Origin of the sequence: Burkholderia sp. AU31652, from assembly GCF_002223155.1 — a bacterium.
GTDB lineage: Bacteria > Pseudomonadota > Gammaproteobacteria > Burkholderiales > Burkholderiaceae > Burkholderia.
On record NZ_NKFG01000005.1, the window covers coordinates 2,334,515 to 2,358,556 of the forward strand.

Here is a 24,042-nt window from a genome sequence, read left to right on the forward strand (position 1 = left end):
CGCACCGGACGCCGGCTGACCCCCAACCCTGCCGGTTCTTTCCCGCCGCTCATCAACCAGTCTATTTCACGCGCATCGTTCGACAATCCGACATTGGCCGCGCGACGTCGTAAGACCGCCCGTCTGCCCGCCCGGGCCATCCTCGACCTTGGTCGCGGGCCAGCCGGCACCGTGGGCTGCGCCGGCCAGGAAGGCCCGCGACGACACCGCGGTCGCACCCATTCACGCCGCCCGCGGTCCTGCATTACCATCGTGCGTTCGCCGCGCCTGCCCGCTTCCGGCAGGTGAGCCCCGCCACCTTCCGCGCCCGCTCCCATGCTCGCTCTCGTCATCCTCGCCGGCCTGTGGGCCGGACTGCAGAACACCCTGGCCGGCGGCGGCTCGTTCGTCACGCTACCCGCGCTGATCGTGTCGGGCATGTCGCCGCTCGCGGCGAACATCACGTCGACGGTCGCGCTGTTTCCCGCGCAGGTCACGACCGGCTGGGCGAGCCGCAAGATGGTGCGCGGCGTCGGCAGGCTGTCGTTTCGCGCGATGTTCTTCATCAGCGTGGTCGGCGGTGCGCTCGGCGGGCTGCTGTTGCTGAAGACCCCGTCGTCGATCTTCTCGCGCCTCGTGCCGTGGCTCGTGCTGTTCGCGACGATCGTGTTCGCGTGGGGCAGCTTTTTCCGCAAGCCGGGCGAAGGCACGGCCCACCTCGGCACCGTCCCCGCCGCGTTCTCGCAGTTCATGATCGCGATCTACGGCGGCTACTTCGGCGGCGGGCTCGGCTTCCTGATGATGGCCGTGCTGACGATGGCCGGCCTGTCGCCGCGCCACGCGATGTCGACGAAGAACGCGCTCGCGGGCGTGATGAACGCATCGGCCGTCGTGCTGTTCCTGACGTCGCCGCACCTGCACTGGGGCAAGGCGCTCGCGCTCGGCGGCGGCGCGATCGTCGGCGGGCTGCTCGGCACCTGGGCGCTGCATCGCGTGAACGAACGCGTGCTGCGGATCGGGATCGTCTGCATCGGCGCGGTGCTGACCGTCGGGTTGTTCGCCAAGCCGATCTGACGCGCGCGCACGCCTGCCGCCATCGCGGCAATTGATGAGCAAACCGCAAGACGTCTTTCGCATATCTCGTTTGCCGTGACGACGGTGTCCGCCCACAATCCGGGGGTCGTCGTCATCGCCCTCTCGCGGGCACCGACCGGCACTTCGCGGCCGCCATTCCGATTCACCGCCGGCGGCCCGGCACATCGCGTCACACACGCTCCCTCGACATCGGCGCCCCATGCGGCGGCAGCACGCTTGCCGCCGCGCGGCCCGATGCGTTCCCGGCCAACGGGCCAACAATAACTAGAGGTAGGAGATGCAGGACAACTCGTTGAGGCAAAGCCTCAAGCAACGGCACATCACGATGATCGCGCTTGGCGGCGTGATCGGCGCGGGCCTGTTCGTCGGCTCCGGCGCCATCATCGCGACCGCCGGCCCCGCGGCGATCCTGTCGTACTTGATCGGCGGCGTGATCGTCACGCTGGTCATGTTCATGCTCGGCGAAATGGCGTCCCGCAACCCCGACAGCGGATCGTTCTCCACCTACGCAAGCAGCTATCTCGGCGAATGGGCCGGCTTCGCGGTCGGCTGGCTGTACTGGTTCAAGTCGATGATGACGATCACCGTCGAGGCGATCCTGCTCGGTGCGATCCTCCACGATTTCCTGCCGTGGCTGCCGGTGTGGGGCGGCGCGCTGTTCATGCTCGTCACGCTGATCGCGAGCAACGCGTACTCGGTGCGCTCGTTCGGCGAAGCGGAATACTGGCTGTCGTTCGCGAAGGTGACGACGATCATCATCTTCATGGCGCTCGGCGCATCGATCCTGCTCGGCTTCCAGCCGCGCATTCCCGCGCCGGGGCTCGTGAACCTGACCGATCACGGCGGCTTCATGCCGAACGGCATGGCGCCCGTGCTGGCCGGCGTGATGGTCGTGATCTTCTCGCTCGGCGGCAGCGAAATCGCGGCCGTCGCGGCGGGCGAATCCGAGAACCCGAGCAAGAACGTGATCCGGGCGATCAAGAGCGTGATCGTGCGCGTGATGGTGTTCTACGTCGGCTCGGTGTCGATCCTGATCCTGTGCATGCCGTGGACCGACAAGGCCAACCTGAAATCGCCGTACGTGTCGCTGTTCAGCATGGCGGGCTTCACGGGCGCGGCCGTCGCGATGAAGATCGTGCTGTTCGTGTCGTTCATGTCGGTGATGAACTCGTTCCTGTTCTCGAACTCGCGCATGCTGTTCTCGCTCAGCCAGCGCGGCCACGCGCCCGCGATGTTCGGCCGGACCAACGCGAAAGGCGTGCCGATGAACGCGCTCGTGCTGTGTCTCGCGATCTGCGTGTCGATCCTCGGCGTTCACTTCGTGAGCGGCGGCGACCTGTTCCTGATGCTCGCGAAGAGCAGCGGCGCGTTCGTGATGATCGTGTGGATCTTCATCATCGTCGCGCACTTCGCGATGCGCCGGCAGGAGAAGCACGCGCCGCGCGATCCGCAGGCGTTCCGCGCGTGGTTTTATCCGGTGTCGAACTGGATCGCGCTGCTGGCGCTGGTGGCCGTGCTCGGCTCGCAGGCGTTCAACCCGGATTCGCGCTTCCAGTTCTGGTTCACGGTATTGACGGCGCTGGCGATCGTCGCGGCCTATTTCCTGCGCCGCAAGCCGGCACAACTCGGCGAGACGGCCGGCGCGAAGGCGCGCTGACCGCTGCTCCGGGCGAGCGGCGCGCCGGTCGGCCGCCGCTCGGTTGCTCGACGCCTCAGTTGTTCAATCTCTCGGCCGCTCAGCCGAACGGCCGCACGCCGATCAGCCAGCCGTGCAGGAACCGCGCGAAGACCGCCCACACGACGAGCCCGGCCACGATCGCCACGACGTCGCCCGACAGCCTGCCCGCCGGATAGCGCACGCCATCGCGGCGATCCCGCGCGCGCCACACGACGAAATCGACCAGCGCCCATACGAAGAACGCGCCGAACAGCACGACTGCGTGCAACGTGCCGTTCGCGAGCAGGTGCGCGATGGCCCACACCGCCACGCCGGCCACCATCGGATGGCCGACCAGCGTCTTGATGCGGTTGCCGGGCACGTAGGAGGCGGCGATCAGCACAAACGCGATCGCGGTCAGCATGCCGGTGAGGTGGCGCACGCCGACGGGCGACACCCACAGCAGCGTCGCGCCCTGGCGCGCGATGCCGTACCCCCAGATGATCAGCACGAAGCCGATGATCGACGCGATCGCATAGGGGCCCTTCCAGCGCTTCTCGCCGATCCGCTCGATCGTCGCTGACCGCCAGCCGTCCGCGACGATCCGGATCGAGTGCACACCGAGGAAGATCGCTAAACCGAGAATCAGGACGAGCATCGGCTGTCTCCGTCTGGAATGATGAGTGGGGGGAAGCGTCCCGCGCGGCGTACGATGCGCCGTTCGCGGAGCCGGTGGCGAGGCCGGCGAGGGTCGCGCCAGGCACGGGTGCAACCCGCGCCGATCATAAACGCCGAGGCCGCCGTTGTGAAGCATGGGGGATGTGCGGCGCGGCACGCGCTTGACGCTTTCGTGACTGTGTCCCTCCCCGGCTGCCCTTGTGCCAGCCGGCGCATGTCGCGTGAATCGTCGGGCGACGGCCGGGGCGACAAAAAAGAAAATTCGCGCGGCTTTCGCTTCGCGCGGCCGGCACTATGTTTGCTTGCGCTTCGCCGGGGATTTCGCTGCCGGTGTCGACGTCGGCTTGATCGTTCGCTTCGATGCCGACTTGGCTTCCTGTGCAGAAGCAGGCTTCGGCGACGCTTTCGATGCCGGTTTGGCGATTCGCTTCGACGCGGGCTTCGCTTCTTGAACCGGCGCAGCTTTCGCCACCGCCCTGGCCTTGCGCTTCGGCGGCCCCGCCAGCAGCGCCGCGCGATACGCGCTGCGACACCAGTCGAACAGCGCGCCGGCATCCTCGAGCACGTCGGCCGGCGTTTCGTAATAGCCGTCGAGCGAAACCGTGCGCGTGGGCCGCTCGTACGAGAACGGCCCCATCCCCGCCGCGACGAACGCCGGACGGTTCACGTCATCCACACGCAGGAACAGCGACCCGCGCGACATGAAGCCGAACATCACGCCGTCGAGCCGCAGCGCCGCACCGCTGAAGAAGCGCGCGACCGTGACGTTGCCGAGCGGCGCGAGTTGATACGCGATCTCCTCGCCGTGCGCCTGTTCCGATTGCCAGCTCATGCGGATGCCCTGCAGCGCTGCGTCCACGCGTCGAGCTCGGCTTCGTCGAAGCCGATCGCCGCCGCGCTCTCGCGAATCTGCCGCCACGTCGCGCGATCGACCGGGATGCCGCCGGCACCGCGCGCCGCGCGGCTCGCTTCCTCCGGCTCGCCCGGCACCTGCACCGGCGCATCGCCCGCCTGCGGCGACGCCTTCGCCCATGCGACGAACGCATCGGCTTCGCGCTGCGCGTCGGCCGCATCGAACGCGTTCGGGTCGATCAGCACCGACAGCATCCCGTTGACGATCGCGCTCGTCTTCTGCAGCGTGTCACCGTAGGTCGTATGCCCGCCGACGAGCGCGCCGCCGAAAATCTCGCACATCGCCGCCAGCGCGTACCCCTTGTGCAGCCCGAACGGCAGCAGCGCACCGAACGGCTGTTCATGCATCACGGCCGGATCGTCGGTCGGCTGGCCGCGAGAATCGATCAGCGACCCGGCCGGCACGCGCTTGCCCTGGTTGTACGCGACGCGCGTCTTGCCGTACGCGATCGCGCTCGTCGCGAAATCGAGCAGCAGCGGCGGCTGGCCCGCACGCGGATACGCGGCGCAGAACGGGTTCGTGCCGAAGCGCGGATCGGTGCCGTGCAGCGGCGCGACCAGCAGGTCGCCCGGCACGTTGACGAAATGGAACGACACGAGCCCCGAACGCGCGCACTGCTCGGCCCAATGCCCGATGCGGCCGAGATGATGCACGTCGCGCAGCCCGATCGCGCAGATGCCCATGCGTCGCGCACGGTCGATCCCTTCGACCATCGCCTCGAACGCGATCACCTGGCCGAAGCCGCGCCCACCGTCGATCGTCAGCACCGCGCCGCCGTCGCGCGCGATCGACGCGTGCCCGTTCAGCTGCAACTGCCCTTCCCGCCACGACGCGACGTAGTTCGGGATCATCCCGATCCCGTGCGAATCGTGGCCCGCGAGATTCGCGCCGACCAGGTGATCGGCGACGAGCCTTGCCTCGCGCTCGCTGCTGCCGGCCCGCTCCCAGAGTGCCGCGACGAATGCATGCAGCGGTTCGGCGCGCATGCGCAGCGGTTCGGTATCGGGCGTCGGCAGTGCGGTCATCGGCAAGGTTCCGTGAAGTTGGGTCGGACAGTGGTCACTGCTGAGCGCGAAGCAATCAGCGCGCGGTCGCGATCACGTCCGCGACCGCCGCCGTCAGCTTCTTCGCGTACGGCACGTGCAGGAATTCGTTCGGGCCGTGCGCGTTCGACTTCGGCCCGAGCACGCCGCATACCATGAACTGCGCGGACGGGAACCCTTCCTGCAGCACGTTCATCAGCGGGATCGTGCCGCCGAGCCCCATGTACGCGCAATCGGCGCCGAAGTGGCGGCGCGACGCGGCATCGAGCGACGACGCGAGCCACGGTGCGAGATCCGGCGCGCTCCAGCCCGTCGCGGCACCCGCGTCCGGCTTGAACGTGACCTTCGCGTTGTACGGCGGATCGAGTTCGAGCAGTTCCTTCAGCTGCTGCACGGCCTGCGCGGCGTCGACGAGCGGGGGCAGGCGCAGCGACAGCTTGAACGCGGTGCGCGGACGCAGCACGTTGCCCGCATCGGCGAGCGCCGGCAGGCCGGCCGCGCCGGTGACCGACAGCGACGGACGCCACGTCGAATTCAGCAGCGCCTCGCGCGGATCGGTCGTGGTCGGCAGCACCGGCTTGCCGTCCGCGCCGCAGGCCCACGGCAGCCCCTTCCATACGGCGTCGCCGAGGATCGATGCGGCCGCTTCGGCCTCGCGCACGCGGCTATCGGGAATCTCGCAATGGAACACGCCCGGCAGCAGGTTGCCGTTCTTCGCGTCCTCGAGGCGTTCGAACAGCTGGCGCATCACGCGGAAGCTCGACGGCGCGATGCCGCCGAACACGCCCGAGTGCACGCCTTCCTCGAGCACCTCGACCTGCAGGTCGCCGGACACGAGCCCGCGCAGCGACGTGGTGAGCCACATCTGGTCGTAGTTGCCGGCGCCCGAATCGAGGCACACGACGAGCGACACCTGGCCGAGCCGGTCGCGCAGCGCATCGACGTACGGCAGCAGGTCGTAGCTGCCCGATTCCTCGCAGGTCTCGATCAGGCCGACGCAGCGCGGCCGCTCGATGCCCTGCTCGTCGAGCGCGCCGAGCGCCGCGAGGCTCGCGTAGATCGCATAGCCGTCGTCCGCGCCGCCGCGGCCGTACAGCTTGCCGTTCTCGTACTTCGGCGTCCACGGGCCGAGGTCCGCGCGCCAGCCGTCGAATTCGGGCTGCTTGTCGAGGTGGCCGTACAGCAGGATCGTGTCGGTGCTGCCCGAGCGCGTGGCGGGCGATTCGAAGAAGATCACCGGCGTGCGGCCGGGCAGGCGCACGATCTCGAGCTTCAGGCCCTTCACGGGCTGGCGCTCGGCCCACTGCGCGGCATCGGTGACGACGCGCTCGAGATAGCCGCGTTTCGCCCAGTCGGGGTCGAATGCGGGGCTCTTCGCGGGGATCGCGATGTAGTCAGTCAGGGCGTGGAGGATTTCATCGTTCCACTTGCGCTCGATGAAGGTAACGAGCTTGTCATGGTCGGGGACGGGGGTAGTGTCGACGGAGGTCATGGTGGGGGTGCCTGGATCGGGCTGACGAAAACCCAGATGATACGCCGATGCTCCCGCGCCGGTGCCCCCTTCCCGGTCGCTCAGACCGCCTGCGGAAACGCGTCGCGCAGCCCCGCCGCACACGCCAGCGCGTCGCGCCACAGGCGTTGCGTCAGTTCGCCCGCATCCGCCTCACGCGCAAGCGCCGCGGCCTCGCCCGACCACAGCAGCGAGAAGTCGTCGCGGCCCTGCCGCTCGAACGCGCCGCGCAGCGGATCAACCGCGGCCGTCGCGAGCGGAAACGCCGGCGCGAGCGTGCTCATCGGCCCCTGCTCGCGCATGAAGCGCGTCAGCAGCCCGCGCGCGGGGCGGCCCGTGTACAGGTTGGTCATGCGCGTGCCGTCGTCGCGCGCGGCGCGCACCGCCGCGCGATGCTGCGCCGAGCGGCCGGCTTGCGGCGTCAGCAGGTAGCCCGTGCCGATCTGCACCGCGCGTGCACCGAGCGCGAACGCCGCCGCGATGCCGCGCCCGTCGGCGATCGCGCCGGCCGCGATCACCGGCACGCGCACCGCGTCGACGATCTGCGGCAGCAATGCGAACAGGCCCGGTTGCGCGTGGATGTCGTCGGTCAGGAACATCCCGCGATGGCCGCCCGCCTCCGCGCCCTGCGCGACGATCGCGTCGACGCCGCGCGCATCGAGCCAGCGCGCTTCCTCGACGGTCGTCGCGGACGACAGCACCCACGCACCCGTGCGCCGCACGCGCTCGAGCAGCGCATCATCCGGCAACCCGAAATGGAAGCTGACGACGGCCGGGCGCAGCTCCTCGACGACCGCGCACATCGCATCGTCGAACGGCGCGCGGCCGGGGCCGCCCTTCACGTCGGCCGGATCGAGACCGGCTTCCGCGTAATAACCGGCGAGCGCCGCACGCCAGCGTGCCTCGACCTCGGCGTCGGGCGCCGGCGGCGTGTGGCAGAAGAAGTTCACGTTGAACGGCGCGGGCGTGCGCGCCCGGATCGCCGCGATCTCGTCGCGCAGTTGCTGCGGGCCGAGCGCCGCGCACGCGAGCGAGCCGAGCCCGCCGGCTTCGCACACCGCGATCGCGAGCGGGCTCAGCGAACCGACCATCGGCGCCTGGATCAACGGCAAACGGGAAGGCAGCGTCGTCATCGGAATCGTCCTCGGGGAAGAAGCGGTGGTCGCGCGCGCCGGCGGCGCGCGTTTGATGCGCCCGATATTAACCGACAAACCCGAACCCCGATTGGTGCGCCATTTACGTCACGAATTGATTTAACCGAATCGGGAAAAATGATTATTTACGGCAGATTCAGCTGCGCGATCCCACCATCCATGGCCGAGACCAATGAAAAACGCCCACATCCTTACTGCACGGCTCACCCACACCCAAACTCAAACGTCGATTCACGGGTTTCAATGACATTCATCAATATTCAAGTTATTAAATACCGGCGTTTACCCTTATTAAAAACCACCAAGGCGATAACATGAAAACGTTAAATAAAACGACGATTCATGCCGGAATCGTCAACCGGCGCCACGCCGCGCCACTTCAACCGCAACACGTCTCGTCAAGGAGCGTCGCATGTCCGATGCCAGCTCGTCCTCCTCCCGCGCCGCCGCCCCGTCGGCCGCGGCTTCCGCGCCGAAAATCGGCGTCATTCCCGCCACGCTGATGGTCGCGGGCAACATGATGGGCTCCGGCGTCTTCATGCTGCCCGCGAACCTCGCCGCCACCGGCGGCATCGCGATCTTCGGCTGGCTGATCACCGTCGTCGGCGCCGTGTCGCTCGCGCTCGTGTTCGCGAAGCTCGCGGCGATCGACCCGGCCGCCGGCGGCCCGTATGCGTATGCGCGCAAGTCGTTCGGCCCGTACATGGGCTACCAGACCAACCTGATCTACTGGCTCGCGAACGTGCTCGGCAACGTCGGCCTCGCGGTCGCCGGCCTCGGCTACCTCACGCATTTCTTCCCGGTCCTGAAGGATCCGCTCGTGTTCGCGCTCGCGCAGATCTTCGTGATCTGGCTGTTCACGTACGCGAACATCCTCGGGCCGAACGTCGTCGGCCGCGTGCAGTCGGTCACGACGATCTTCGCGCTCGTGCCGATCCTCGGGATGGCCGTGTTCGGCTGGTTCTGGTTCAGCAAGGACGTGTACTTCGCCGGCTGGAACGTGTCGGGCACCAACAGCTTCAGCGCGATCGGCGCGACGCTGAACTTCACGCTGTGGGCGTTCATCGGCGTCGAGAGTGCGTCGGTATCGGCCGGCGTCGTCGAGAACCCGTCGCGCAACGTGCCGATCGCAACCGTCGGCGGTGTCGTGCTCGCGGCCGTCTGCTACGTGCTCAGCTCGACCGTGATCATGGGGATGATCCCGAACAAGGCGCTGCTCGCCTCGAGCGCGCCGTTCGCGGATGCCGCGCGCCTCGCGCTCGGCGACACGGCCGCGAACGCGGTCGCGATCTGCGCGGCGCTCGGCTGCCTCGGCTCGCTCGCGGGGTGGACGCTGCTGGTCGGCCAGACCGCGAAGGCGGCCGCCGACGACGGGCTGTTCGCCGGCGTGTTCGCCCGCGTGAACTCGAAGAACGTGCCGTCCGCGGGCCTCGCGATCGTCGCGCTGATCATGTCGGTGCAGGTGCTCGCGACGATGTCGCCCAGCGCCAGCGAGCAGTTCGGCAAGATCGCGTCGATCGCCGTGATCATGACGCTCTTGCCGTACATCTACTCGTGCATCGCGATCAAGGTGCTCGGCTACGGCAAGATGCCGTCGCACCAGTTCACGTTCTACACGATCGTCGGCCTGATCGGCGCCGTCTACGCGCTGTGGGCAATGGTCGGCTCCGACGGCCAGCAAACGCGCTGGTCGCTGATCTTCGTCGTCGCGACGATCGTCTTCTACGAGCTGTCGATCAACCGCCAGCGCGAGATCGAGGAAACCCACATCCATCCGGGCGGCCGCTCGCCGCGCTGGGTGCGCTATCTCGCGCTCGGCGTGACCATCGCCGCGCTCGCCGCCACCTTCTGGATCTCCGTGGGCCGTCACCAGGCCGACACCCTTCACGCGCGCTCGCCGGCCGTTGCCGCGAGCGTCCAGGCAACCCAGCAAACGGGGGATTAAACAATGACTGCTTCCTTGACCCAACCGGCCTTCCGCCGCCTCGGCATGAAGGCGCTGCTCGTGCAGCACGACATCGATGAACGCACGGCCACCGGGCGCGCCGCGACGGCACTTGCCGAGGAACTGCGCTCGCGGCTCGTCGACGTCGTGATCGCGACGTCCGCCGACGATGCGTGCGCGGTGGTCGCCGCCGATCCGGCGATCCAGTGCCTGCTGCTCAACTGGGAACTCGGCAACGACGCCGACCATGCGCCCGCGCAGGCCGTGCTCGACGCGATGCGCGCACGCAACGCGACCGTGCCCGTGTTCCTGCTCGCGAGCCGCGCGAGCGCGTCCGCGATTCCGGTCGACGCGATGCGCAAGGCCGACGACTTCATCTGGATGCTGGAGGACACCACCGCGTTCATCGGCGGCCGCATCGTCGCCGCGATCGAGCGCTACCGCGAAACCGTGCTGCCGCCGATGTTCCGCGCGCTCGCGAAGTTTTCCCGCGTGTACGAATACTCGTGGCACACGCCGGGCCACACGGGCGGCACCGCGTTCCTGAAATCGCCGGTCGGCCGTGCATACTTCGAATTCTTCGGCGAATCGCTGTTCCGCTCCGACCTGTCGATCTCGGTCGGCGAACTCGGCTCGCTGCTCGATCACTCGGGCCCGATCGGCGAAAGCGAACGCTATGCGGCGCGCGTGTTCGGCGCGCATCGCACGTATCACGTGACGAACGGCTCGTCGATGTCGAACCGCGTGATCCTGATGGCGAGCGTCACGCGCAACCAGGTCGCGCTGTGCGACCGCAACTGCCACAAGTCGGCCGAGCACGCGATGACGATGTCGGGCGCGATTCCGACCTACCTGATTCCGTCGCGCAACCACTACGGGATCATCGGGCCGATCATGCCCGAGCGGCTGACGGCCGCCGCCGTGCGCCTCGCAATCGACGCGAACCCACTCGTGCGCGGCCGCGACGGCATCGACCCGACGCCCGTGCATGCGCTGATCACGAACTCGACGTACGACGGCCTCTGCTACAACGTCGCGCGCGTCGAGGCACTGCTCGGCCAGAGCGTCGATCGATTGCATTTCGACGAGGCATGGTACGGCTACGCGCGCTTCAACCCGATCTATCGCGACCGTCATGCGATGCACGGCGATCCGTCGCAACACGACGCGAGCAAGCCGACCGTGTTTGCGACGCAATCGACGCACAAGCTGCTCGCCGCGCTGTCGCAGGCATCGTTCATTCATGTTCGCGACGGCCGCAACCCGATCGAGCACGCCCGCTTCAACGAGGCGTACATGATGCATGCGTCGACGTCGCCGAACTACGCGATCATCGCGTCGAATGACGTGAGCGCCGCGATGATGGACGGCCCCGGCGGCGAGGCGCTGACCACCGACGCGATCCGCGAGGCCGTCGCGTTCCGCCAGATGCTGGCGCGCCTGCATACGGAATGCGCGGAGAACAACGACTGGTTCTTCAACGGCTGGCAGCCCGATAGCGTCGTCGATCGCAAGACGGGCCGGCGCGTGCGCTTCCACGAAGCGGACGAGACGCTGCTCGCCACCGATCCGTCGTGCTGGGTGCTGCATCCGGGCGACACGTGGCACGGCTTCGGCGAGATCGAGGACGACTACTGCATGCTCGATCCGATCAAGGTGTCGATCGTCACGCCGGGTGTCGCGGCGCACGGCGGGCTGATGCCGGTCGGCATTCCGGCGTCGGTCGTCACCGCGTATCTCGACCGGCACGGGATCGTCGTCGAGAAGACGACCGACTTCACGATCCTGTTCCTGTTCTCGCTCGGCGTGACGAAGGGCAAGTGGGGCACGCTCGTCAACACGCTGCTCGACTTCAAGCGCGACTACGATGCGAACGCGCCGCTCGAACAGGCGCTGCCCGAACTCGTCGCGCGTTATCCGGAACGCTACGGCAAGCTCGGCCTGCGCGACTTGTGCGACCTGATGTTCAGCGCAATGAGCGACCTGAAGACGACCGAGATGATGTCGCGCGGCTTCTCGACGCTGCCGAAGCCCGACTACAGCCCGGCCGAGGCGTTCGAGCATCTGGTGCACAACGACATCGAGATGCTGGAGCTCGCGGAGATGGAAGGCCGCACCGTCGCGACGGGCGTCGTGCCCTATCCGCCCGGCATTCCGCTGCTGATGCCCGGCGAGAACGCGGGGCCGGCCGACGGCCCGCTGCTCGGCTACCTGAAGGCGCTCGAGCAGTACGACCTGCGCTTCCCCGGCTTCACGCACGACACGCACGGTGTCGAGGTCGAGGATGGCGTGTATCGCATCGCGTGCATCAAGCAGAAGGCGCGCGATACCCGCACGCGCTGAGTACGCAACGCAACCCGACGCCGTGCCGCCGCCCGGCGGCGCGCGTCGCCACTTGCAGCCGGCGTCGGCCGCTCAGGCGGCCGGCCTCTCTCGGTGAGGCGCGATCTTGCGCCACTGCGGTGTCATCGGAAGAAAACGTCGACAGGAAACGGTACCGCGCTCAGGCGTCCCGTGCGCTTTCGCCGCGACTCATCCCGCGCCGGTACGCGGCCGGGCTCGTCGCCGCGACACGCCGGAAATGCCGGCGCAGCGATTCCTCGGAACCGAACCCCGCACGCGCCGCGACCTGCGCGAGCGACAGCGCCGGATGCGCTTCGAGCATGTCCTTCGCGACGTTCACGCGTTCGCGGATCAGCCACGCGAGCGGCGACATGCCCGTTGCATCCGCGAACTGACGCTGCAGCGTGCGCGTGCTCATCGCGGCCTGCGCGGCGAGCGACGCGAGCGTATGCGGCTCGGCCGCATGCGCGCGCATCCAGTCGATCAGCTTCGCGAGCCGGTCGGTGCCGCCCGGCGCGACCGGGCGCGGCACGAACTGCGCCTGCCCGCCGTCACGATGCGGCGGCAGCACGAGGCGCTGCGCGACCCGGTTCGCGATCGCGCCGCCATGATCGCGGCGCACGAGATGCAGCAGCATGTCGAGCCCCGCCGCCGATCCGGCCGAGGTGATCACCTGCCCTTCGTCGACGTACAGCGCATCGGGATTCACGCGCAGCGCCGGATAGCGTGCCTGCAGTTTCTCCGCATAACGCCAGTGGGTCGTCACCGTGAGGCCGTCGAGCACGCCGGCCGCGGCCAGCACGAACACGCCCGAACAGATCGAGCAGAGCCGCGCGCCGCGACGATGCGCGGCCCGCAGTTTCTTCAGCAGCGGCTCCGGCGGCAGTTCGTCCGGATCGCGCCAACCGGGAATCACGATGGTGTCGGCGCGATCGAGCGTCGCGAGCCGATAGGGCGCGGCGACCGTGATCCCGCCCGCCGCGCGCACGGGCCCCGGCTCGCTCGCGCAGACCGCGAAGCGATACCAGTCGACCCCGAGCTCGGGGCGTTCGAGGGCGAACAGTTCGACCACGCAGCCGAATTCGAACGTGCAGAGGCGATCGTAGGCGAGCGCGACGACGAGATGATTGTGCATGGCGCGATGTTACCGGAACTTGTCGATCGCGCCACTGCCGCGAAACGCGCCGAACCGCGATACTGCCCCTCATTCCACCGCGTTCCACGCAATCTTCAGGAGAACCTGCCATGTCCTACGTCACCGACGTGCCCGCCGCCGACAGCCCCGCCGCCCTTGCGCATTTCGAGGCATCGCTGCGCTTCGAGACCGATTGCTGGGACGTGCACGACGCGCTCGCATCGGGCGCGCCCGATTTCGTGCTGCTCGACGTGCGCGGCCCCGATCAGTTCGCCGCCGGCCACGTGCCCGGCGCGCGCAACCTGCCGCGCCGCAAGATCATCGAGAGCAAGCTCGCCGGCTATCCGGCCTGCACGCTGTTCGTCGTCTACTGCGCGGGCCCGCACTGCAACGGCGCCGCACGCGCGGCGATCCAGCTCGCGCGCCTCGGCCGGCCGGTCAAGCTGATGATCGGCGGCGTGACGGGCTGGCTCGACGAAGGTTTCGCGCTGAGCAACGAAGTGCAGCCGGCGGACGCCGAAGCCGGCTGATCGTCATTAAAATCGCAACAATCAATTGCTTGGCCACGGCCTGCACGCAAACGGAAAAAGCGCGATACTCGGTTCCATTGCAGTTCGGATGGAGCAGCAACATGCAGAACGCAGTCCTGATTCAAGTGGCCGGTTCGGTGGCCGCGATCGCGATCTATTTTCTGCCGGCGGTCATTGCCGACCGGCGTGGCCGGCACGACAAACTGACGGTCGCGATGTTCAACGCGCTGTTCGGGTGGACCGGCATCGGCTGGCTGATGACGCTGTACTGGGCCTGCCAGCCGAACCCGCGCACCGACGTCGCGCAGACGATCCTCGCGAAGCGCCGTGGCATCAGCATGCGAACCTTCTCGACCGGCCTCGTCGAACGCGTGCAGCGCCGCGTTGCCGCCCAGGAGCAATGGGCGGAGAAACAAGGTTGCCGCTAAGTCCCTTTTTCCCCTTCAGCGTACCGCGTCGAACTTCGGCATCCTGACGTTGGTCGACGCGCGGTAGTCCCACGCCAGCGCGCCGTGCGGCGGTACGCCGCCCGCACGCAGCCATGCCCCGAACGCGCCCGCCGTCACCGCCCGCGCGATCCGCTCGCCCGGGCAACCATGCGGCCCCGTGCCGAAACCGAAATTCGGCCCGGCCGCGCGGCCAGGGGTGAACCGTTGCGAATCGCGATGCACGGCCGGGTCGCGGTTCGCGGCGGCGAGCACGACGAGAATCGCGTCGCCCGCTTCGACGCTCACGCCTTCGATCGTCGTGCGCGATGCGACGAAGCGGCGCGTGTTCTGCACCGGTGAATCGAAGCGCCCGACTTCGGCAACGAATGCGTCGAGCGCGGCATCGTCCGGCGTGACGCGCGCGGCGCGCGCCCCCGCTTCCCCGTTCCACGCCACCAGCGTATTGCCGAGCCACGCGGCGGTCGCCTCGCAGGTCTGCGACAGCAGCCCGACGAGATTCGCGACCAGCGCGCCGCTCGCGTGCCAGCCCGACGCGCGGGCCGCCTGCTGCACGGCGGCAACGAGCGTGCCGTCGTGCGCCTGCGTCTGCGCGACGCGCGCCGTCATCCGGTCGAGCAGCGCTCGCGCAGCGTCGCTCGCGCGGGCCAGTGCCGCGGCATCCGACAATGGCGACAGCGCGGCGACGAAATCGACGACCTGCGCCGCGATACCGTCGAGCTGCGTCTCGTCGAAGCCGAGCAGATCGGCAACCGCGCAAACGGGCACCGTCATGCACCACGCGTTCAACGCGCCGGCATCGCCCGGCGCCGGCAAGCGCCGTGCGGCAATCCGCGCGGCACGGTCGCGCAGCGCCGCCGTGTCGATCGGCGCGAACGCGGTGCGCAGCGCCTGCTTCGGCACGTCGTGCCGCAACGCGCCGTCGTTCATGCGCACCAGCTCGCCGAACAGCGCGCCGGCCGTCGTGCCGCGCAATGCGGGCGGCACGGGGGCGTCCAGCGGGCGAACCCGGCAGGCCGGATGGCCGAGCACGGCCGTCACGGCGGCCGCGCGGCTCGCGACCCACAGGCCGAGCGTGGCGTCGAACGCGAGCGGCGGCCCGTCGACGAGCGCCGCATAATAGGGATAGGGATCGCGGTGCGTGACCGCTGCGATGGGATCGGTCGGGTTCATGCAGACAGTATCGGCGCAGTGCACGGCCGCATGTTTCGGGCTGACGTGAAATGTCGCGGCGCGGGTATCGGGCGTGGCGGCATCGCGACGACAGCGGATCGTCAGGCAGCCGACCGGTAGCGATGCGACTGCATCCGCATGCGAACGCGCCCTGCCGAAATCGCGCGCGGCTCGGCCACCACGGTGTCGTGAGGGAACATTTCCTGCCGGAATTCGCCGTTTTCGTCGAACCACTGGCAGATCAGCCAGTCGCCGTCGTCGAATACGACCGGCCCGGCATAGGTGACGGTCATGCGTGGCCCGCCCGTCTTCAGCGTCACGACATCGCCGACGCGAAACCTGACGCGTTGATTTTCTCGGTTCGTCATCGCTCTCTCAGCATTTATATATATCGATATTCCCGGCGGACCACCCACTGTCCTTTCGAACGTGCCGCAGATTATCAATCAAATAATCAGCCGGCAACTCCCGCGGTCAAAAACATACTGACCGAGGAAATGCAACAATGCGCGGCATCGACGCGCACGGCGATCGCCCGATCGGCCGGTCCGGCGCGGCTTATGCGCCGGCGCCAGCCGAACGGGCGGGAATGCGGAGAATAGACGATGTATTTTTCGTCGTCACCGATGTTTAATTCAGACGCGAAATCCGTTGATTATTGTCAATCGGCTTTCGACTGGAAACGATCCCACCATTTATCTGCGCTCATTCCCCGAACAAAACCGGCGAATTATCGGGTGACGCAAACCAGCGGTTGATATCGCGCCCGGGCACGGCAGCTTGCGTAAACGTAAACGTGCCGTCCTGCGCCATCTCCTTCGCCGCGCGCAGAAACGCGCCGAGCGCGGCCCGCGCCAGCGCGCCGCCGACGCTCACGCGCTTCACGCCGAGCGCCGCCAGCGCGTCGAGGCTCAGCAAGCCGCCCTGCAGCCCCATCACGACGTTCACGGGCGCGCCGACCGCCTGCGTCACCGCCGCGATGTCGTCCGCATCGGTGATGCCCGGCGCGTACAGCACGTCGGCGCCCGCATCGCGATAGGCGACGAGCCGCGCGATCGTGTCCGCGAGGTCGTGGCGGCCATGCAGGTAGTTTTCGCAGCGCGCCGTCAGCGTGAACGGAAACGGCAGCGCGCGTGCCGCGGCGACGGCCGCCGCGATACGCTCGATCGCCGCATCGCGGGCATAGATCGGCGCATCGGCGCGGCCCGTCGCGTCCTCGATCGAGCCGCCCACCGCGCCGGCCTCGGCCGCGAGCCGGATCGTTTCGGCCACCGTGTCGGGCGCGTCGCCGAAGCCGTTCTCCAGATCCGCGCTGACGGGCAAGCCGCCCGCGGCGACGATCTCGGCGATGTGATCGAGCATCGCGTCGCGGTCGATCGCGTTGTCGGGCTGCCCTTTCGAAAACGCGTAGCCGGCACTCGTGGTCGCGAGCGCCTCGAAGCCGGCCATCGCGAGCAGTCGCGCGGTGCCGGCGTCCCACGGGTTCGGGATGATGAAGGCGCCGGGGCGCGCATGCAGGGCGCGGAAGGCTTCGGCTTGGCGGGCTTGCAGGTCGGAACGGGTCATCGCGGACTCCGGAAGGAAGGTGACGACCGAGCTTACGCCGGTCGTGCACGCGACGTTTCAGCGTTCGCCGAAATGTCGTCGCGCGACCGGGAAAACCCGGCACGCCGACCGCACGCCCGCAGCCGGCCACGAGCGGGCCGGCGCCGCCGCCTGCCCGCCGCCGGCCCACGATTGTTCAGATCGATGCGGCCGGCCCGCCGTCGATGCCGAGCAACACGTCGGTGACGGCCTCGGAGAAGCGCATCGCGCGGCCGTCGATCAGCACGTCGTCCGGATTCGACGGATCCCGCGTGGCGTGCGGCACGCCGTGCGCGAGCAGCACCCGCGCGCATGCCTCCCAGTCGGCCGCGCCGACCTGCTCCGGTTCGTTGACCGATGCCCACGACAACGTGCCGAGCGCGTCGCTCCCGAACCCGTGCAGGTCGCGCCAGTTCGCGCCGTGCGCGAGCAGGAACGCCAGCAAGTCCGCGTCGCCGCGGAACACCGCGTGATTCAGCGCACTCGCGTCCCAGTCGCCGCCGCGCGCGGCGATCGGCCAGCCCAGTTCGACCATGACCTTCACCGCGTCGCCCGAACCCCATGCGGCGGCGTCCGGCAGCAACCGCAGCCGTTCAGCGGGCAGCGCGCCGGGCAGTTCGGGATGCCGCGCCTGGATGCGCCGCGCATCGTCGGCGTCGGCGCGCGCGCAGGCCGCCACGAACGCGTCCGCCGCGTCGAGCGCCTCCTCCGCGCCGGCCGCCCGCAACAAGGCCGCGACGTCGGACAGCCCGGTCTGCATCGCCAGCCGGTACGCACTGATGCCTGTCGGCGTTTGCGCGCGGGGATCGGCGCCGGCCGCCAGCAGCGCGGCGACGTGGCGCGCCGAGCAGCGCACGCCGATCGCTCGCAACAACGGTGCGCCCCAGGTTTGCGCGAGCCCCGCGCCGGGCGGCTCGTTCGGGTCGCCGCCATGCGCGAGCAGCAGTTCGAGCGCGTCGGCATCGCGCATGTCGAACGCGCGCCGCAACGCATTCGTCCCGCCCACCCGCGCGCCGTGTTCGAGCAGCACGCGCGTGCAGGCCGGATGCTCCACCGAGTGATACAGCGATTCGCCGTCGTTCGGGTCGGCGCCGGCTTCCAGCAGCATCGCGGTGAGAACCGGATCGCGATTGACGCCCGCCGCGCCGTACAGCGCCGACAGCGGCCCCGCTTCGTCGGGTTCGGCGAGCGACGCAGGCGGAAAGCGGTTGCCGATCCGCTGGTTCGGATCGGCGCCGGCATCGAGCAGAAGACGCGCGCAGGCGCGCAGCCTGGCGGCGAACTCGGGAAGCTGCCCGAGCCGCGAATGCGTGACGGCGACCAATGGCGGCAGCTTCAACGGGCCGCCGGCGCGCGCGATCCAGCCGGGATCGGCGCCCAGCGCCGCCTTCACGGCGTCGAGGTCGCCGGCCGCGCAGGCGATGGTCGGATCGTCCGCGACGAGCTCGGGATGGTCGAGCAACAATTGCGCGGCGACGCGCGGCCGGGGCGCGTCGACGCCACCGGTCACGTCGCCGCCGTACGCCAGGTCGAGCCAGCGCCGGACCAGCTGCGCGCGCTGTTGCCCCGCCAGCGCATGCGTTTCGACGAACGCGCCGAGATCGGCCCATGACGCAAAGCCGTACTCGCGCGCGATGCACGATTGCGCGTCATGCAGCCGAAGCCCGAGCGCGAGCGCTTCGTCGTGCGTGCGGTTCGCGGCGGCAGGGAGAAACCGGATAAATCGTGCGACGGCATCGGCGTCGCCTTGCCGGTACAGGCGCAACAACGCCTTGGCCTGCTTTTTCAGATGATCGGGATGGGCCTTGGGAGGCAGCTTTTTCATGCGAATCCTCGTGCAGTGAATGGCCGAAGGTCCGCAATACCGCCAGCACAAAGGACAGGGGGAAAGCTGAATTTGCTGCGACAGGTGGGTTCAACCCTTTCCGCGGACCCGGAAGCGACCTGCATCGCTGCCCGGTATCCTAGGCGACGGCCGGCGGCGACGTCAACCGCGCCGCGCCATGCGGCGGGCGACACTCAGCCCGCGAGCTGCTTCGTCAGGAAAATGCGCGCGTGTCCGACCGGATAATCCGGCAGCTCCCCGAAGCGGACATAGCCGCGTGTCTCGTAGAACGGCCGTGCCTGGAAGTCGAACGTGTCGAGCCACGCGCTGTGGCAGCCGCGCGCGACGGCTTCCGCCTCGGCCAGATCCATGATGCGCGTGCCCGCGCCCTGGCCGCGCGCGGCCTCGGGCACCACGAGCAGGTCGACATGCAGCCAGCCGTACGCCGTGCTGCCCCACAGGCCACCGACCACCGCGCCCTCGCCATCGGTCACGACCACGGCCAGCGGACGCGCGTCGATCGGGCCCGCCTGGCTTTCGTTGAACCGGATGAGCGGCGCGACGATCTGCTTGCGCACGTTCGCGTCGCCCGCGTCCGTCACCTCGTATGTGAACGTCATCGGTTGAATCCGCTTGAATCCTGAATGAGGAAGGAGCGACGCCGCACGCACCGCGTCAGACGACGTAAGCGCCCTTCGCGTGCAGTTCCGCTTCCGTGCGCTCGAGCGCCGCGATCGCATCGCTGCCTTCGAGCGCCAGCAACTGCGCGACCAGCGCTTCGGCCATCGCATGCGCGGCGACCAGCGACGGAAAGAACGACGGGCTGTCGTGCGTGAAGATCAGCTGCGCATCCGCGTGCAGTGCGATCGGCGACACCGCGCTGTCGGTGATCGCGACGATCCGGCTGCCCTGCGCCTTCGCGGCCTGCGCGACGCGCGTCGCTTCCTGCGAATACGGCGCGAAGCTGACGACGACGGTCACGCTCTGCTTCGCGATCGTGCGCAGCTCCATCTCGAGCGAACCGGCGACGCCATTGAGCAGCGACACGGTCGGACGGAACAGCCGGTAGCCGTACACGAAGCCGAACGCGACCGGATAACACGAGCGAAACCCCGCGACGTGCACGTGCGACGCCTTGCGGATCAGTTTCGCGGCATCGGCGAGCGCGTGCTCGTTCTGCGCAGCGGTGGCCGACAGGTTGTGTTGTTGCGCGGCGAGCAGGTCGTGCGCGAGCGACGCCTGCGCGTCGGGCCGCACGAGCGAGCGTGCCCGCTGCGTGAGCGGCTCGGGGCGCGTGCGCACGCGTGCCACGCACAGGTCGCGCAGCTCGTTCCAGCCGGGGAAACCGAATTGCTGCGCGAGCCGCACGAGCGAGGCGGGCTGCACCTGCGCGCGCTGGGCGACCTTGCGCATCGACGAGGTGGCGACTTCGTCGGGATGATCGAGCAGGAAGGCAGCGCCCGCCTGGAATTGCGGGCTCAGCTCGGAAAATTGCGCCCGGATCCGGGACGCGAGTTCGTCGAAATTGGCGGCCATCTTGGTGGGAACGGGAACCGGTCGTCCATGGTATCACCGGCCCCGCGCGCACCGGTCAGCGCAGCACTTCGACGTGATCGGCGTCGACCTTCACGCTGCCCGACCATTTGCGCTCGAATTCGCCGGTCACCTTCACTTCGTTCTTGTCGCTGACGGGCTGGCCGGCCGCCCACAGCTTGCGGTCGATCTCGACGCGGATCGTGCCGGTCGCATCGGCGAATTCGTAATCCTCGCCGCCGACATGCTTGACGATGCGGCCCTGCAGCTGCACGTGCTGGTCGTCCTTGCCGTTCGCGAGCAGCTCCTTCACGGTGGTCGTGGTCAGCGTGGACGGCCCCGTGTATTGCGCGTAGACGGCGGCGGGCAGCGTGGCGAGCGCAACCGTCAGGATTCTGGCCAGGTGTTTCATGATCGTGGTCCTCTTCTTCGATGTGACGCCGCGCCCCGTTGAACGCGACGGCGCCAGATTACGGACCGTAAGATTAAGCAAACCTGAAGGTCGCCCGGAAGCGACGCGGTGCCGCATCGGACGCACGGGAGCGCCCGCCGCGCGCCGCCCGCATTTAAGCTGCGCCTAAGACACGGGCGCTTATCATGGGAACCCCGGGTGCCACGGCGCCCCGTTGAAGAGACACGAATTCATGCGCGTATTGCTCGTCGAGGACGATCCGCTGATCGGAAGCGGGCTCGAACAGGGCCTCAAACAGGAAGGCTTCGCGGTCGACTGGGTGAAAGACGGCGAAGCCGCGTCGCTCGCGCTGCGCGCGACCGGCTACGGCCTGCTGCTGCTCGATCTCGGGCTGCCGAACCGCGACGGCCTGTCGGTGCTCGCCGCGCTGCGCCGCCGCGACGAGACCCTCCCCGCGATCATCATTACCGCGCGCGACGGCGTGCCCGACCGCATCGCGGGCCTCGACAGCGGCGCGGACGACTATCTCGTCAAGCCGTTCGAGCTCGACGAACTGCTCGCCCGCATCCGCGCCGTGACCCGCCGCCATGCGGGCCGCGCGCAGACGACGCTCGTGATCGGCCCGCTGCGGCTCGACCCCGTCAAGCACCTCGTCTGGCTCAACGACGACGAAGTGCCGCTGTCGCCGAAGGAGTTCGTGCTGCTGCACGAGCTGATGCGCGACCCGGGCGCGGTGATCTCGCGCGAGCAGTTCGAGGAACGGCTGTACAGCTGGGGCGAGGAAATCGAGAGCAACGCCGTGCAGGTGCATATTCACAACCTGCGCAAGAAACTCGGCCACGACATGATCCGCACGGTGCGCGGCGTCGGCTACCGGATCGGTGACGGCGCATGACGCGCATCCAACGGGCGATCGCGCGCTGGCGCAACGCGTCGCTGCGGCGGCGCCTGCTGACGTGGCTGATGCCGGCCGCGTGCGTGATCGGCCTCGTCGCGAGTGCGGGCACCTACTGGGGCGCACTGCGCGAACTCGACGACCTGCTCGACGACCAGATGCGCAGCATGTCGAAGCAGATCGTCGTCGGCCCGAACGGCGAACTGTCGTTCAGCAACCATGCCAACGGCAAGCACGGCTTCGAAGCGAGCGATCCCGACGCCGTGCTGCTGCAGGTGTGGCGCAACGGCGCGCTCGTGTATTCGACCGACCGCGATTCGAAACTGCCGCCGCCCGAGCAGAAAGGCATCGCGAGCGTCGACGTCGATGGCCAGCCGTGGCGCACCTATGTGACCGAGCGCGGCGGCACGACGATCCGGCTCGCGCAGGCACGCCACGCGCGATGGGAAGCGATCGCGGGCATCGCCGTGCACCTGCTGTGGCCGGTGTTCTCGATGCTGCCGCTGCTCGCGATCGGCCTGTGGTTCGGCATCGGCGCGGGGCTGCGGCCGCTGCGCACGATTGCATCCGGCCTCAAACGAAGGAATGCGAACAATCTGGAACCGGTCGATGTGGGCGCGATGCCGAACGAAGTCCGCCCGCTCGCCGAAGCGATCAACGACCTGCTCGCGCGCCTCGACCGCTCGTTCACGCTGCAGCGCCACTTCATCGCCGATGCCGCACACGAGTTGCGCACGCCGATCATGGGGCTGTCGATCCAGTCGCAGCTGCTGCGGCGCGCGGCGACCGCCGAGGAACGCGAGCACATCCTCGCGCAGATCCAGGCGGGCACGACGCGCCTCGGCCACCTCGCCGAGCAGTTGCTGACGCTCGCGCGCCTCGAGCCCGACGCGCAGGCGGCCGCTTCCGCATCGGCGCCCGTCGATCTCGCCGCGCTGTGCCGGTCGGTGGTATCGGATCGCACGCGCGTCGCCGACGCGCACCGGATCGATCTCGGCGCGATCGTGTCGACGCCGGTGATGACGTCGGGCAATGCAGACACGTTGCGTGTGCTGCTGAACAACCTCGTCGACAACGCGATCCGCTATGCGGGCGCCGGTGCGCGCGTCGATGTGTCCGCGCGGATCGACGGCACGACGCCCGTGCTCGAAGTCGCCGACGACGGCCCCGGGATCCCGGAAGCCGAACGCAACGACGTGTGGGAGCGCTTCTATCGCGGTGAAGGCGCGCAGGCCGTCACGTCGTCGGGCAGCGGGCTCGGGCTGTCGATCGTCAAGCGGATCGCCGAACAGCATCGCGCGACGGTCGCGCTCGGCACCACGCACGGCGGACGCGGGCTGACCGTCACGGTGCGCTTTCCGCAGCCGACCTGACGCCGCGCGACGCACGGCTTTTCCACAGATTATGTTGGCAAGCTTGTGGACAACCTTCCATTAACGACACCAAGCCGTTGATCCGAAAGGGTTTGCCAGTCGTGCGCGGCAAATGCGCCACGCCGGGTCAGCTACGCACCCGCCTCAGTTGTCGTCGACGATTCGCTCGATCCGCAGGCCGGTCGAGGTTTCGAGGATGCTGGCGTGATGCTCGACACGGCAATACAGTCGCCCCTTCGGATAGTCGTCCGGCCTCGGGCGCGTGCGATCCTCGACATGAACGACGACGGTGCCTCCGCTCGGATTCGCACCGACTCGCTCGCCCATGTAATAGAGCTGGCCGTTCAACTGGTAATAGCCGTGCCCGAGATACCAGAACGAGTCCTTCTCCGTCGCGATCGGCTGGTTGCCGAGGTAGATCGCGTTGCCCTTTCTGACGATCGGATAGAACAGCAAGCCGATTTGCGGCTCGATGACGGTGTAGTGATTGGCACGGATGTCGTCGAGCACCTTGTCGCGAATTTGTTCGCTCAGGTAGGCGCGCTCGCCGAAATACTCGGTGTGACGATAGGCCGGCTGACAGGCATGCGCACTCGTGCCGCATACCGCCGCCATCAACGGCACGGCGATCGATTTCCAGATCATTCTCACTGATTTCTCTCCAGGTTCCTTATTGTTGGCCTGCGATCCGGCGCGGCAAATGTTACCGGTGCCGGATCGCATCGCCAGTTTATCTACCCGGCCTCGTTCCGTGACGTTTAATCGCAAAATTGACAACTAGTTGTCTAATACGTAAAGTAGTTGTCAATTCATCCTGCG

23 protein-coding genes are annotated in these 24,042 nt (G+C 68.3%); 9 read left to right on the forward strand and 14 right to left on the reverse strand.

Annotated features, from left to right (window positions below):
• Nucleotides 1-315: 315 nt before the first annotated feature.
• Nucleotides 316-1,053: a sulfite exporter TauE/SafE family protein gene (locus CFB40_RS28065; RefSeq protein WP_089433021.1), complete on the forward strand. Its 738-nt coding sequence runs from the start codon at nt 316-318 to the stop codon at nt 1,051-1,053.
• Nucleotides 1,054-1,351: 298 nt separating this feature from the next.
• Complete coding sequence (locus CFB40_RS28075; protein WP_089433022.1) at nt 1,352-2,731, forward strand: amino acid permease; 1,380 nt, start codon at nt 1,352-1,354, stop codon at nt 2,729-2,731.
• A 79-nt stretch (nt 2,732-2,810) separates the two neighbouring features.
• On the opposite strand, the gene CFB40_RS28080 is transcribed toward CFB40_RS28075, so the two are convergent.
• From CFB40_RS28080 to CFB40_RS28100, 5 genes are all read right to left on the reverse strand, one after another.
• Entirely contained in the window at nt 2,811-3,389 is a 579-nt protein-coding gene (locus CFB40_RS28080) for an NnrU family protein (RefSeq protein ID WP_089433023.1), read from the reverse strand.
• Between the two features lie 312 nt (nt 3,390-3,701).
• Nucleotides 3,702-4,268, reverse strand: a complete 567-nt coding sequence (locus CFB40_RS28085; protein WP_373452690.1) for a TfoX/Sxy family protein — start codon at nt 4,266-4,268, stop codon at nt 3,702-3,704.
• Entirely contained in the window at nt 4,238-5,347 is a 1,110-nt protein-coding gene (locus CFB40_RS28090; RefSeq protein ID WP_089426993.1) for a malate/lactate/ureidoglycolate dehydrogenase, read from the reverse strand. Before CFB40_RS28090 ends, CFB40_RS28085 begins: the two co-directional genes overlap by 31 nt.
• A gap of 55 nt (nt 5,348-5,402) precedes the next feature.
• The gene (locus CFB40_RS28095; protein ID WP_089433024.1) at nt 5,403-6,857 is read right to left on the reverse strand and encodes a M20 family metallopeptidase; all 1,455 of its coding nucleotides are present in this window, start codon (nt 6,855-6,857) and stop codon (nt 5,403-5,405) included.
• Nucleotides 6,858-6,937: 80 nt separating this feature from the next.
• Nucleotides 6,938-8,008, reverse strand: a complete 1,071-nt coding sequence (locus tag CFB40_RS28100; RefSeq protein WP_089433025.1) for an NAD(P)H-dependent flavin oxidoreductase — start codon at nt 8,006-8,008, stop codon at nt 6,938-6,940.
• Nucleotides 8,009-8,441: 433 nt separating this feature from the next.
• Between CFB40_RS28100 and adiC the strand changes: the two genes are divergently transcribed.
• Nucleotides 8,442-9,974, forward strand: coding sequence for an arginine/agmatine antiporter (gene adiC, locus CFB40_RS28105; protein WP_089433026.1), 1,533 nt, complete (start codon nt 8,442-8,444; stop codon nt 9,972-9,974).
• Between the two features lie 3 nt (nt 9,975-9,977).
• A complete protein-coding gene (locus CFB40_RS28110) occupies nt 9,978-12,317 on the forward strand; it encodes an Orn/Lys/Arg decarboxylase N-terminal domain-containing protein (RefSeq protein ID WP_089433027.1) in 2,340 nt (779 codons plus the stop codon).
• Nucleotides 12,318-12,477: 160 nt separating this feature from the next.
• Here CFB40_RS28110 and ftrA read toward each other — a convergent pair whose 3' ends face one another.
• Nucleotides 12,478-13,452: a transcriptional regulator FtrA gene (ftrA, locus tag CFB40_RS28115; protein WP_011354386.1), complete on the reverse strand. Its 975-nt coding sequence runs from the start codon at nt 13,450-13,452 to the stop codon at nt 12,478-12,480.
• Nucleotides 13,453-13,562: 110 nt separating this feature from the next.
• Between ftrA and CFB40_RS28120 the strand changes: the two genes are divergently transcribed.
• On the forward strand, nt 13,563-13,982 hold the full coding sequence (locus tag CFB40_RS28120; protein ID WP_089433028.1) for a rhodanese-like domain-containing protein: 420 nt from the start codon (nt 13,563-13,565) through the stop codon (nt 13,980-13,982).
• A gap of 101 nt (nt 13,983-14,083) precedes the next feature.
• Nucleotides 14,084-14,410 (forward strand): superinfection immunity protein, encoded by a 327-nt coding sequence (locus CFB40_RS28125; RefSeq protein ID WP_011354384.1) that lies wholly within the window; start codon nt 14,084-14,086, stop codon nt 14,408-14,410.
• A gap of 15 nt (nt 14,411-14,425) precedes the next feature.
• On the opposite strand, the gene CFB40_RS28130 is transcribed toward CFB40_RS28125, so the two are convergent.
• Together CFB40_RS28130 and CFB40_RS28135 are read right to left on the reverse strand one after the other, a co-directional pair.
• The gene (locus CFB40_RS28130) at nt 14,426-15,601 is read right to left on the reverse strand and encodes a cytochrome P450 (RefSeq protein WP_089433029.1); all 1,176 of its coding nucleotides are present in this window, start codon (nt 15,599-15,601) and stop codon (nt 14,426-14,428) included.
• Nucleotides 15,602-15,702: 101 nt separating this feature from the next.
• Complete coding sequence (locus tag CFB40_RS28135; protein ID WP_089426987.1) at nt 15,703-15,969, reverse strand: YodC family protein; 267 nt, start codon at nt 15,967-15,969, stop codon at nt 15,703-15,705.
• Between the two features lie 137 nt (nt 15,970-16,106).
• Here CFB40_RS28135 and CFB40_RS39250 point away from each other — a divergent pair, with 137 nt between their 5' ends.
• Complete coding sequence (locus tag CFB40_RS39250; RefSeq protein WP_256976909.1) at nt 16,107-16,235, forward strand: hypothetical protein; 129 nt, start codon at nt 16,107-16,109, stop codon at nt 16,233-16,235.
• A gap of 71 nt (nt 16,236-16,306) precedes the next feature.
• On the opposite strand, the gene CFB40_RS28140 is transcribed toward CFB40_RS39250, so the two are convergent.
• The 5 genes from CFB40_RS28140 to CFB40_RS28160 form a co-directional block, all read right to left on the reverse strand.
• Nucleotides 16,307-17,167 (reverse strand): isocitrate lyase/PEP mutase family protein, encoded by an 861-nt coding sequence (locus CFB40_RS28140; RefSeq protein WP_089433030.1) that lies wholly within the window; start codon nt 17,165-17,167, stop codon nt 16,307-16,309.
• Between the two features lie 175 nt (nt 17,168-17,342).
• A complete protein-coding gene (locus tag CFB40_RS28145) occupies nt 17,343-19,010 on the reverse strand; it encodes an ankyrin repeat domain-containing protein (protein WP_089433031.1) in 1,668 nt (555 codons plus the stop codon).
• Between the two features lie 194 nt (nt 19,011-19,204).
• On the reverse strand, nt 19,205-19,630 hold the full coding sequence (locus CFB40_RS28150) for a GNAT family N-acetyltransferase (RefSeq protein WP_089433032.1): 426 nt from the start codon (nt 19,628-19,630) through the stop codon (nt 19,205-19,207).
• Between the two features lie 55 nt (nt 19,631-19,685).
• The gene (locus CFB40_RS28155; protein WP_089426983.1) at nt 19,686-20,546 is read right to left on the reverse strand and encodes a MurR/RpiR family transcriptional regulator; all 861 of its coding nucleotides are present in this window, start codon (nt 20,544-20,546) and stop codon (nt 19,686-19,688) included.
• Between the two features lie 55 nt (nt 20,547-20,601).
• Nucleotides 20,602-20,955 carry a YgiW/YdeI family stress tolerance OB fold protein gene (locus CFB40_RS28160; protein WP_089426982.1) on the reverse strand — a complete coding sequence of 118 codons (354 nt, stop codon included), beginning with the start codon at nt 20,953-20,955 and terminating at the stop codon, nt 20,602-20,604.
• A gap of 232 nt (nt 20,956-21,187) precedes the next feature.
• On the opposite strand from CFB40_RS28160, the gene CFB40_RS28165 reads away from it, so the two are divergent.
• Nucleotides 21,188-21,850 (forward strand): response regulator, encoded by a 663-nt coding sequence (locus CFB40_RS28165; RefSeq protein ID WP_089433340.1) that lies wholly within the window; start codon nt 21,188-21,190, stop codon nt 21,848-21,850.
• A complete protein-coding gene (locus CFB40_RS28170) occupies nt 21,847-23,223 on the forward strand; it encodes an ATP-binding protein (protein ID WP_089433033.1) in 1,377 nt (458 codons plus the stop codon). The genes CFB40_RS28165 and CFB40_RS28170 overlap by 4 nt, the downstream gene beginning before the upstream one ends.
• Before the next feature lie 144 nt (nt 23,224-23,367).
• Here the strand turns inward: CFB40_RS28170 and CFB40_RS28175 are convergent, their stop codons facing one another.
• Nucleotides 23,368-23,874, reverse strand: coding sequence for a hypothetical protein (locus CFB40_RS28175; protein ID WP_143329898.1), 507 nt, complete (start codon nt 23,872-23,874; stop codon nt 23,368-23,370).
• Nucleotides 23,875-24,042: the final 168 nt, after the last annotated feature.

What these genes read in the sequence shown, in the direction of transcription:
- CFB40_RS28065 (WP_089433021.1), top strand. Translation starts at nt 316, where the DNA reads ATGCTCGCTCTCGTCATCCTCGCCGGCCTGTGGGCCGGACTGCAGAAC.
- CFB40_RS28075 (WP_089433022.1), top strand. Translation starts at nt 1,352, where the DNA reads ATGCAGGACAACTCGTTGAGGCAAAGCCTCAAGCAACGGCACATCACG.
- CFB40_RS28080 (WP_089433023.1), bottom strand. Translation starts at nt 3,389, where the DNA reads ATGCTCGTCCTGATTCTCGGTTTAGCGATCTTCCTCGGTGTGCACTCG.
- CFB40_RS28090 (WP_089426993.1), bottom strand. Translation starts at nt 5,347, where the DNA reads ATGACCGCACTGCCGACGCCCGATACCGAACCGCTGCGCATGCGCGCC.
- CFB40_RS28095 (WP_089433024.1), bottom strand. Translation starts at nt 6,857, where the DNA reads ATGACCTCCGTCGACACTACCCCCGTCCCCGACCATGACAAGCTCGTT.
- CFB40_RS28100 (WP_089433025.1), bottom strand. Translation starts at nt 8,008, where the DNA reads ATGACGACGCTGCCTTCCCGTTTGCCGTTGATCCAGGCGCCGATGGTC.
- adiC (WP_089433026.1), top strand. Translation starts at nt 8,442, where the DNA reads ATGTCCGATGCCAGCTCGTCCTCCTCCCGCGCCGCCGCCCCGTCGGCC.
- CFB40_RS28110 (WP_089433027.1), top strand. Translation starts at nt 9,978, where the DNA reads ATGACTGCTTCCTTGACCCAACCGGCCTTCCGCCGCCTCGGCATGAAG.
- ftrA (WP_011354386.1), bottom strand. Translation starts at nt 13,452, where the DNA reads ATGCACAATCATCTCGTCGTCGCGCTCGCCTACGATCGCCTCTGCACG.
- CFB40_RS28120 (WP_089433028.1), top strand. Translation starts at nt 13,563, where the DNA reads ATGTCCTACGTCACCGACGTGCCCGCCGCCGACAGCCCCGCCGCCCTT.
- CFB40_RS28125 (WP_011354384.1), top strand. Translation starts at nt 14,084, where the DNA reads ATGCAGAACGCAGTCCTGATTCAAGTGGCCGGTTCGGTGGCCGCGATC.
- CFB40_RS28130 (WP_089433029.1), bottom strand. Translation starts at nt 15,601, where the DNA reads ATGAACCCGACCGATCCCATCGCAGCGGTCACGCACCGCGATCCCTAT.
- CFB40_RS28135 (WP_089426987.1), bottom strand. Translation starts at nt 15,969, where the DNA reads ATGACGAACCGAGAAAATCAACGCGTCAGGTTTCGCGTCGGCGATGTC.
- CFB40_RS39250 (WP_256976909.1), top strand. Translation starts at nt 16,107, where the DNA reads ATGCGCGGCATCGACGCGCACGGCGATCGCCCGATCGGCCGGTCCGGC.
- CFB40_RS28140 (WP_089433030.1), bottom strand. Translation starts at nt 17,167, where the DNA reads ATGACCCGTTCCGACCTGCAAGCCCGCCAAGCCGAAGCCTTCCGCGCC.
- CFB40_RS28145 (WP_089433031.1), bottom strand. Translation starts at nt 19,010, where the DNA reads ATGAAAAAGCTGCCTCCCAAGGCCCATCCCGATCATCTGAAAAAGCAG.
- CFB40_RS28150 (WP_089433032.1), bottom strand. Translation starts at nt 19,630, where the DNA reads ATGACGTTCACATACGAGGTGACGGACGCGGGCGACGCGAACGTGCGC.
- CFB40_RS28155 (WP_089426983.1), bottom strand. Translation starts at nt 20,546, where the DNA reads ATGGCCGCCAATTTCGACGAACTCGCGTCCCGGATCCGGGCGCAATTT.
- CFB40_RS28160 (WP_089426982.1), bottom strand. Translation starts at nt 20,955, where the DNA reads ATGAAACACCTGGCCAGAATCCTGACGGTTGCGCTCGCCACGCTGCCC.
- CFB40_RS28165 (WP_089433340.1), top strand. Translation starts at nt 21,188, where the DNA reads ATGCGCGTATTGCTCGTCGAGGACGATCCGCTGATCGGAAGCGGGCTC.
- CFB40_RS28170 (WP_089433033.1), top strand. Translation starts at nt 21,847, where the DNA reads ATGACGCGCATCCAACGGGCGATCGCGCGCTGGCGCAACGCGTCGCTG.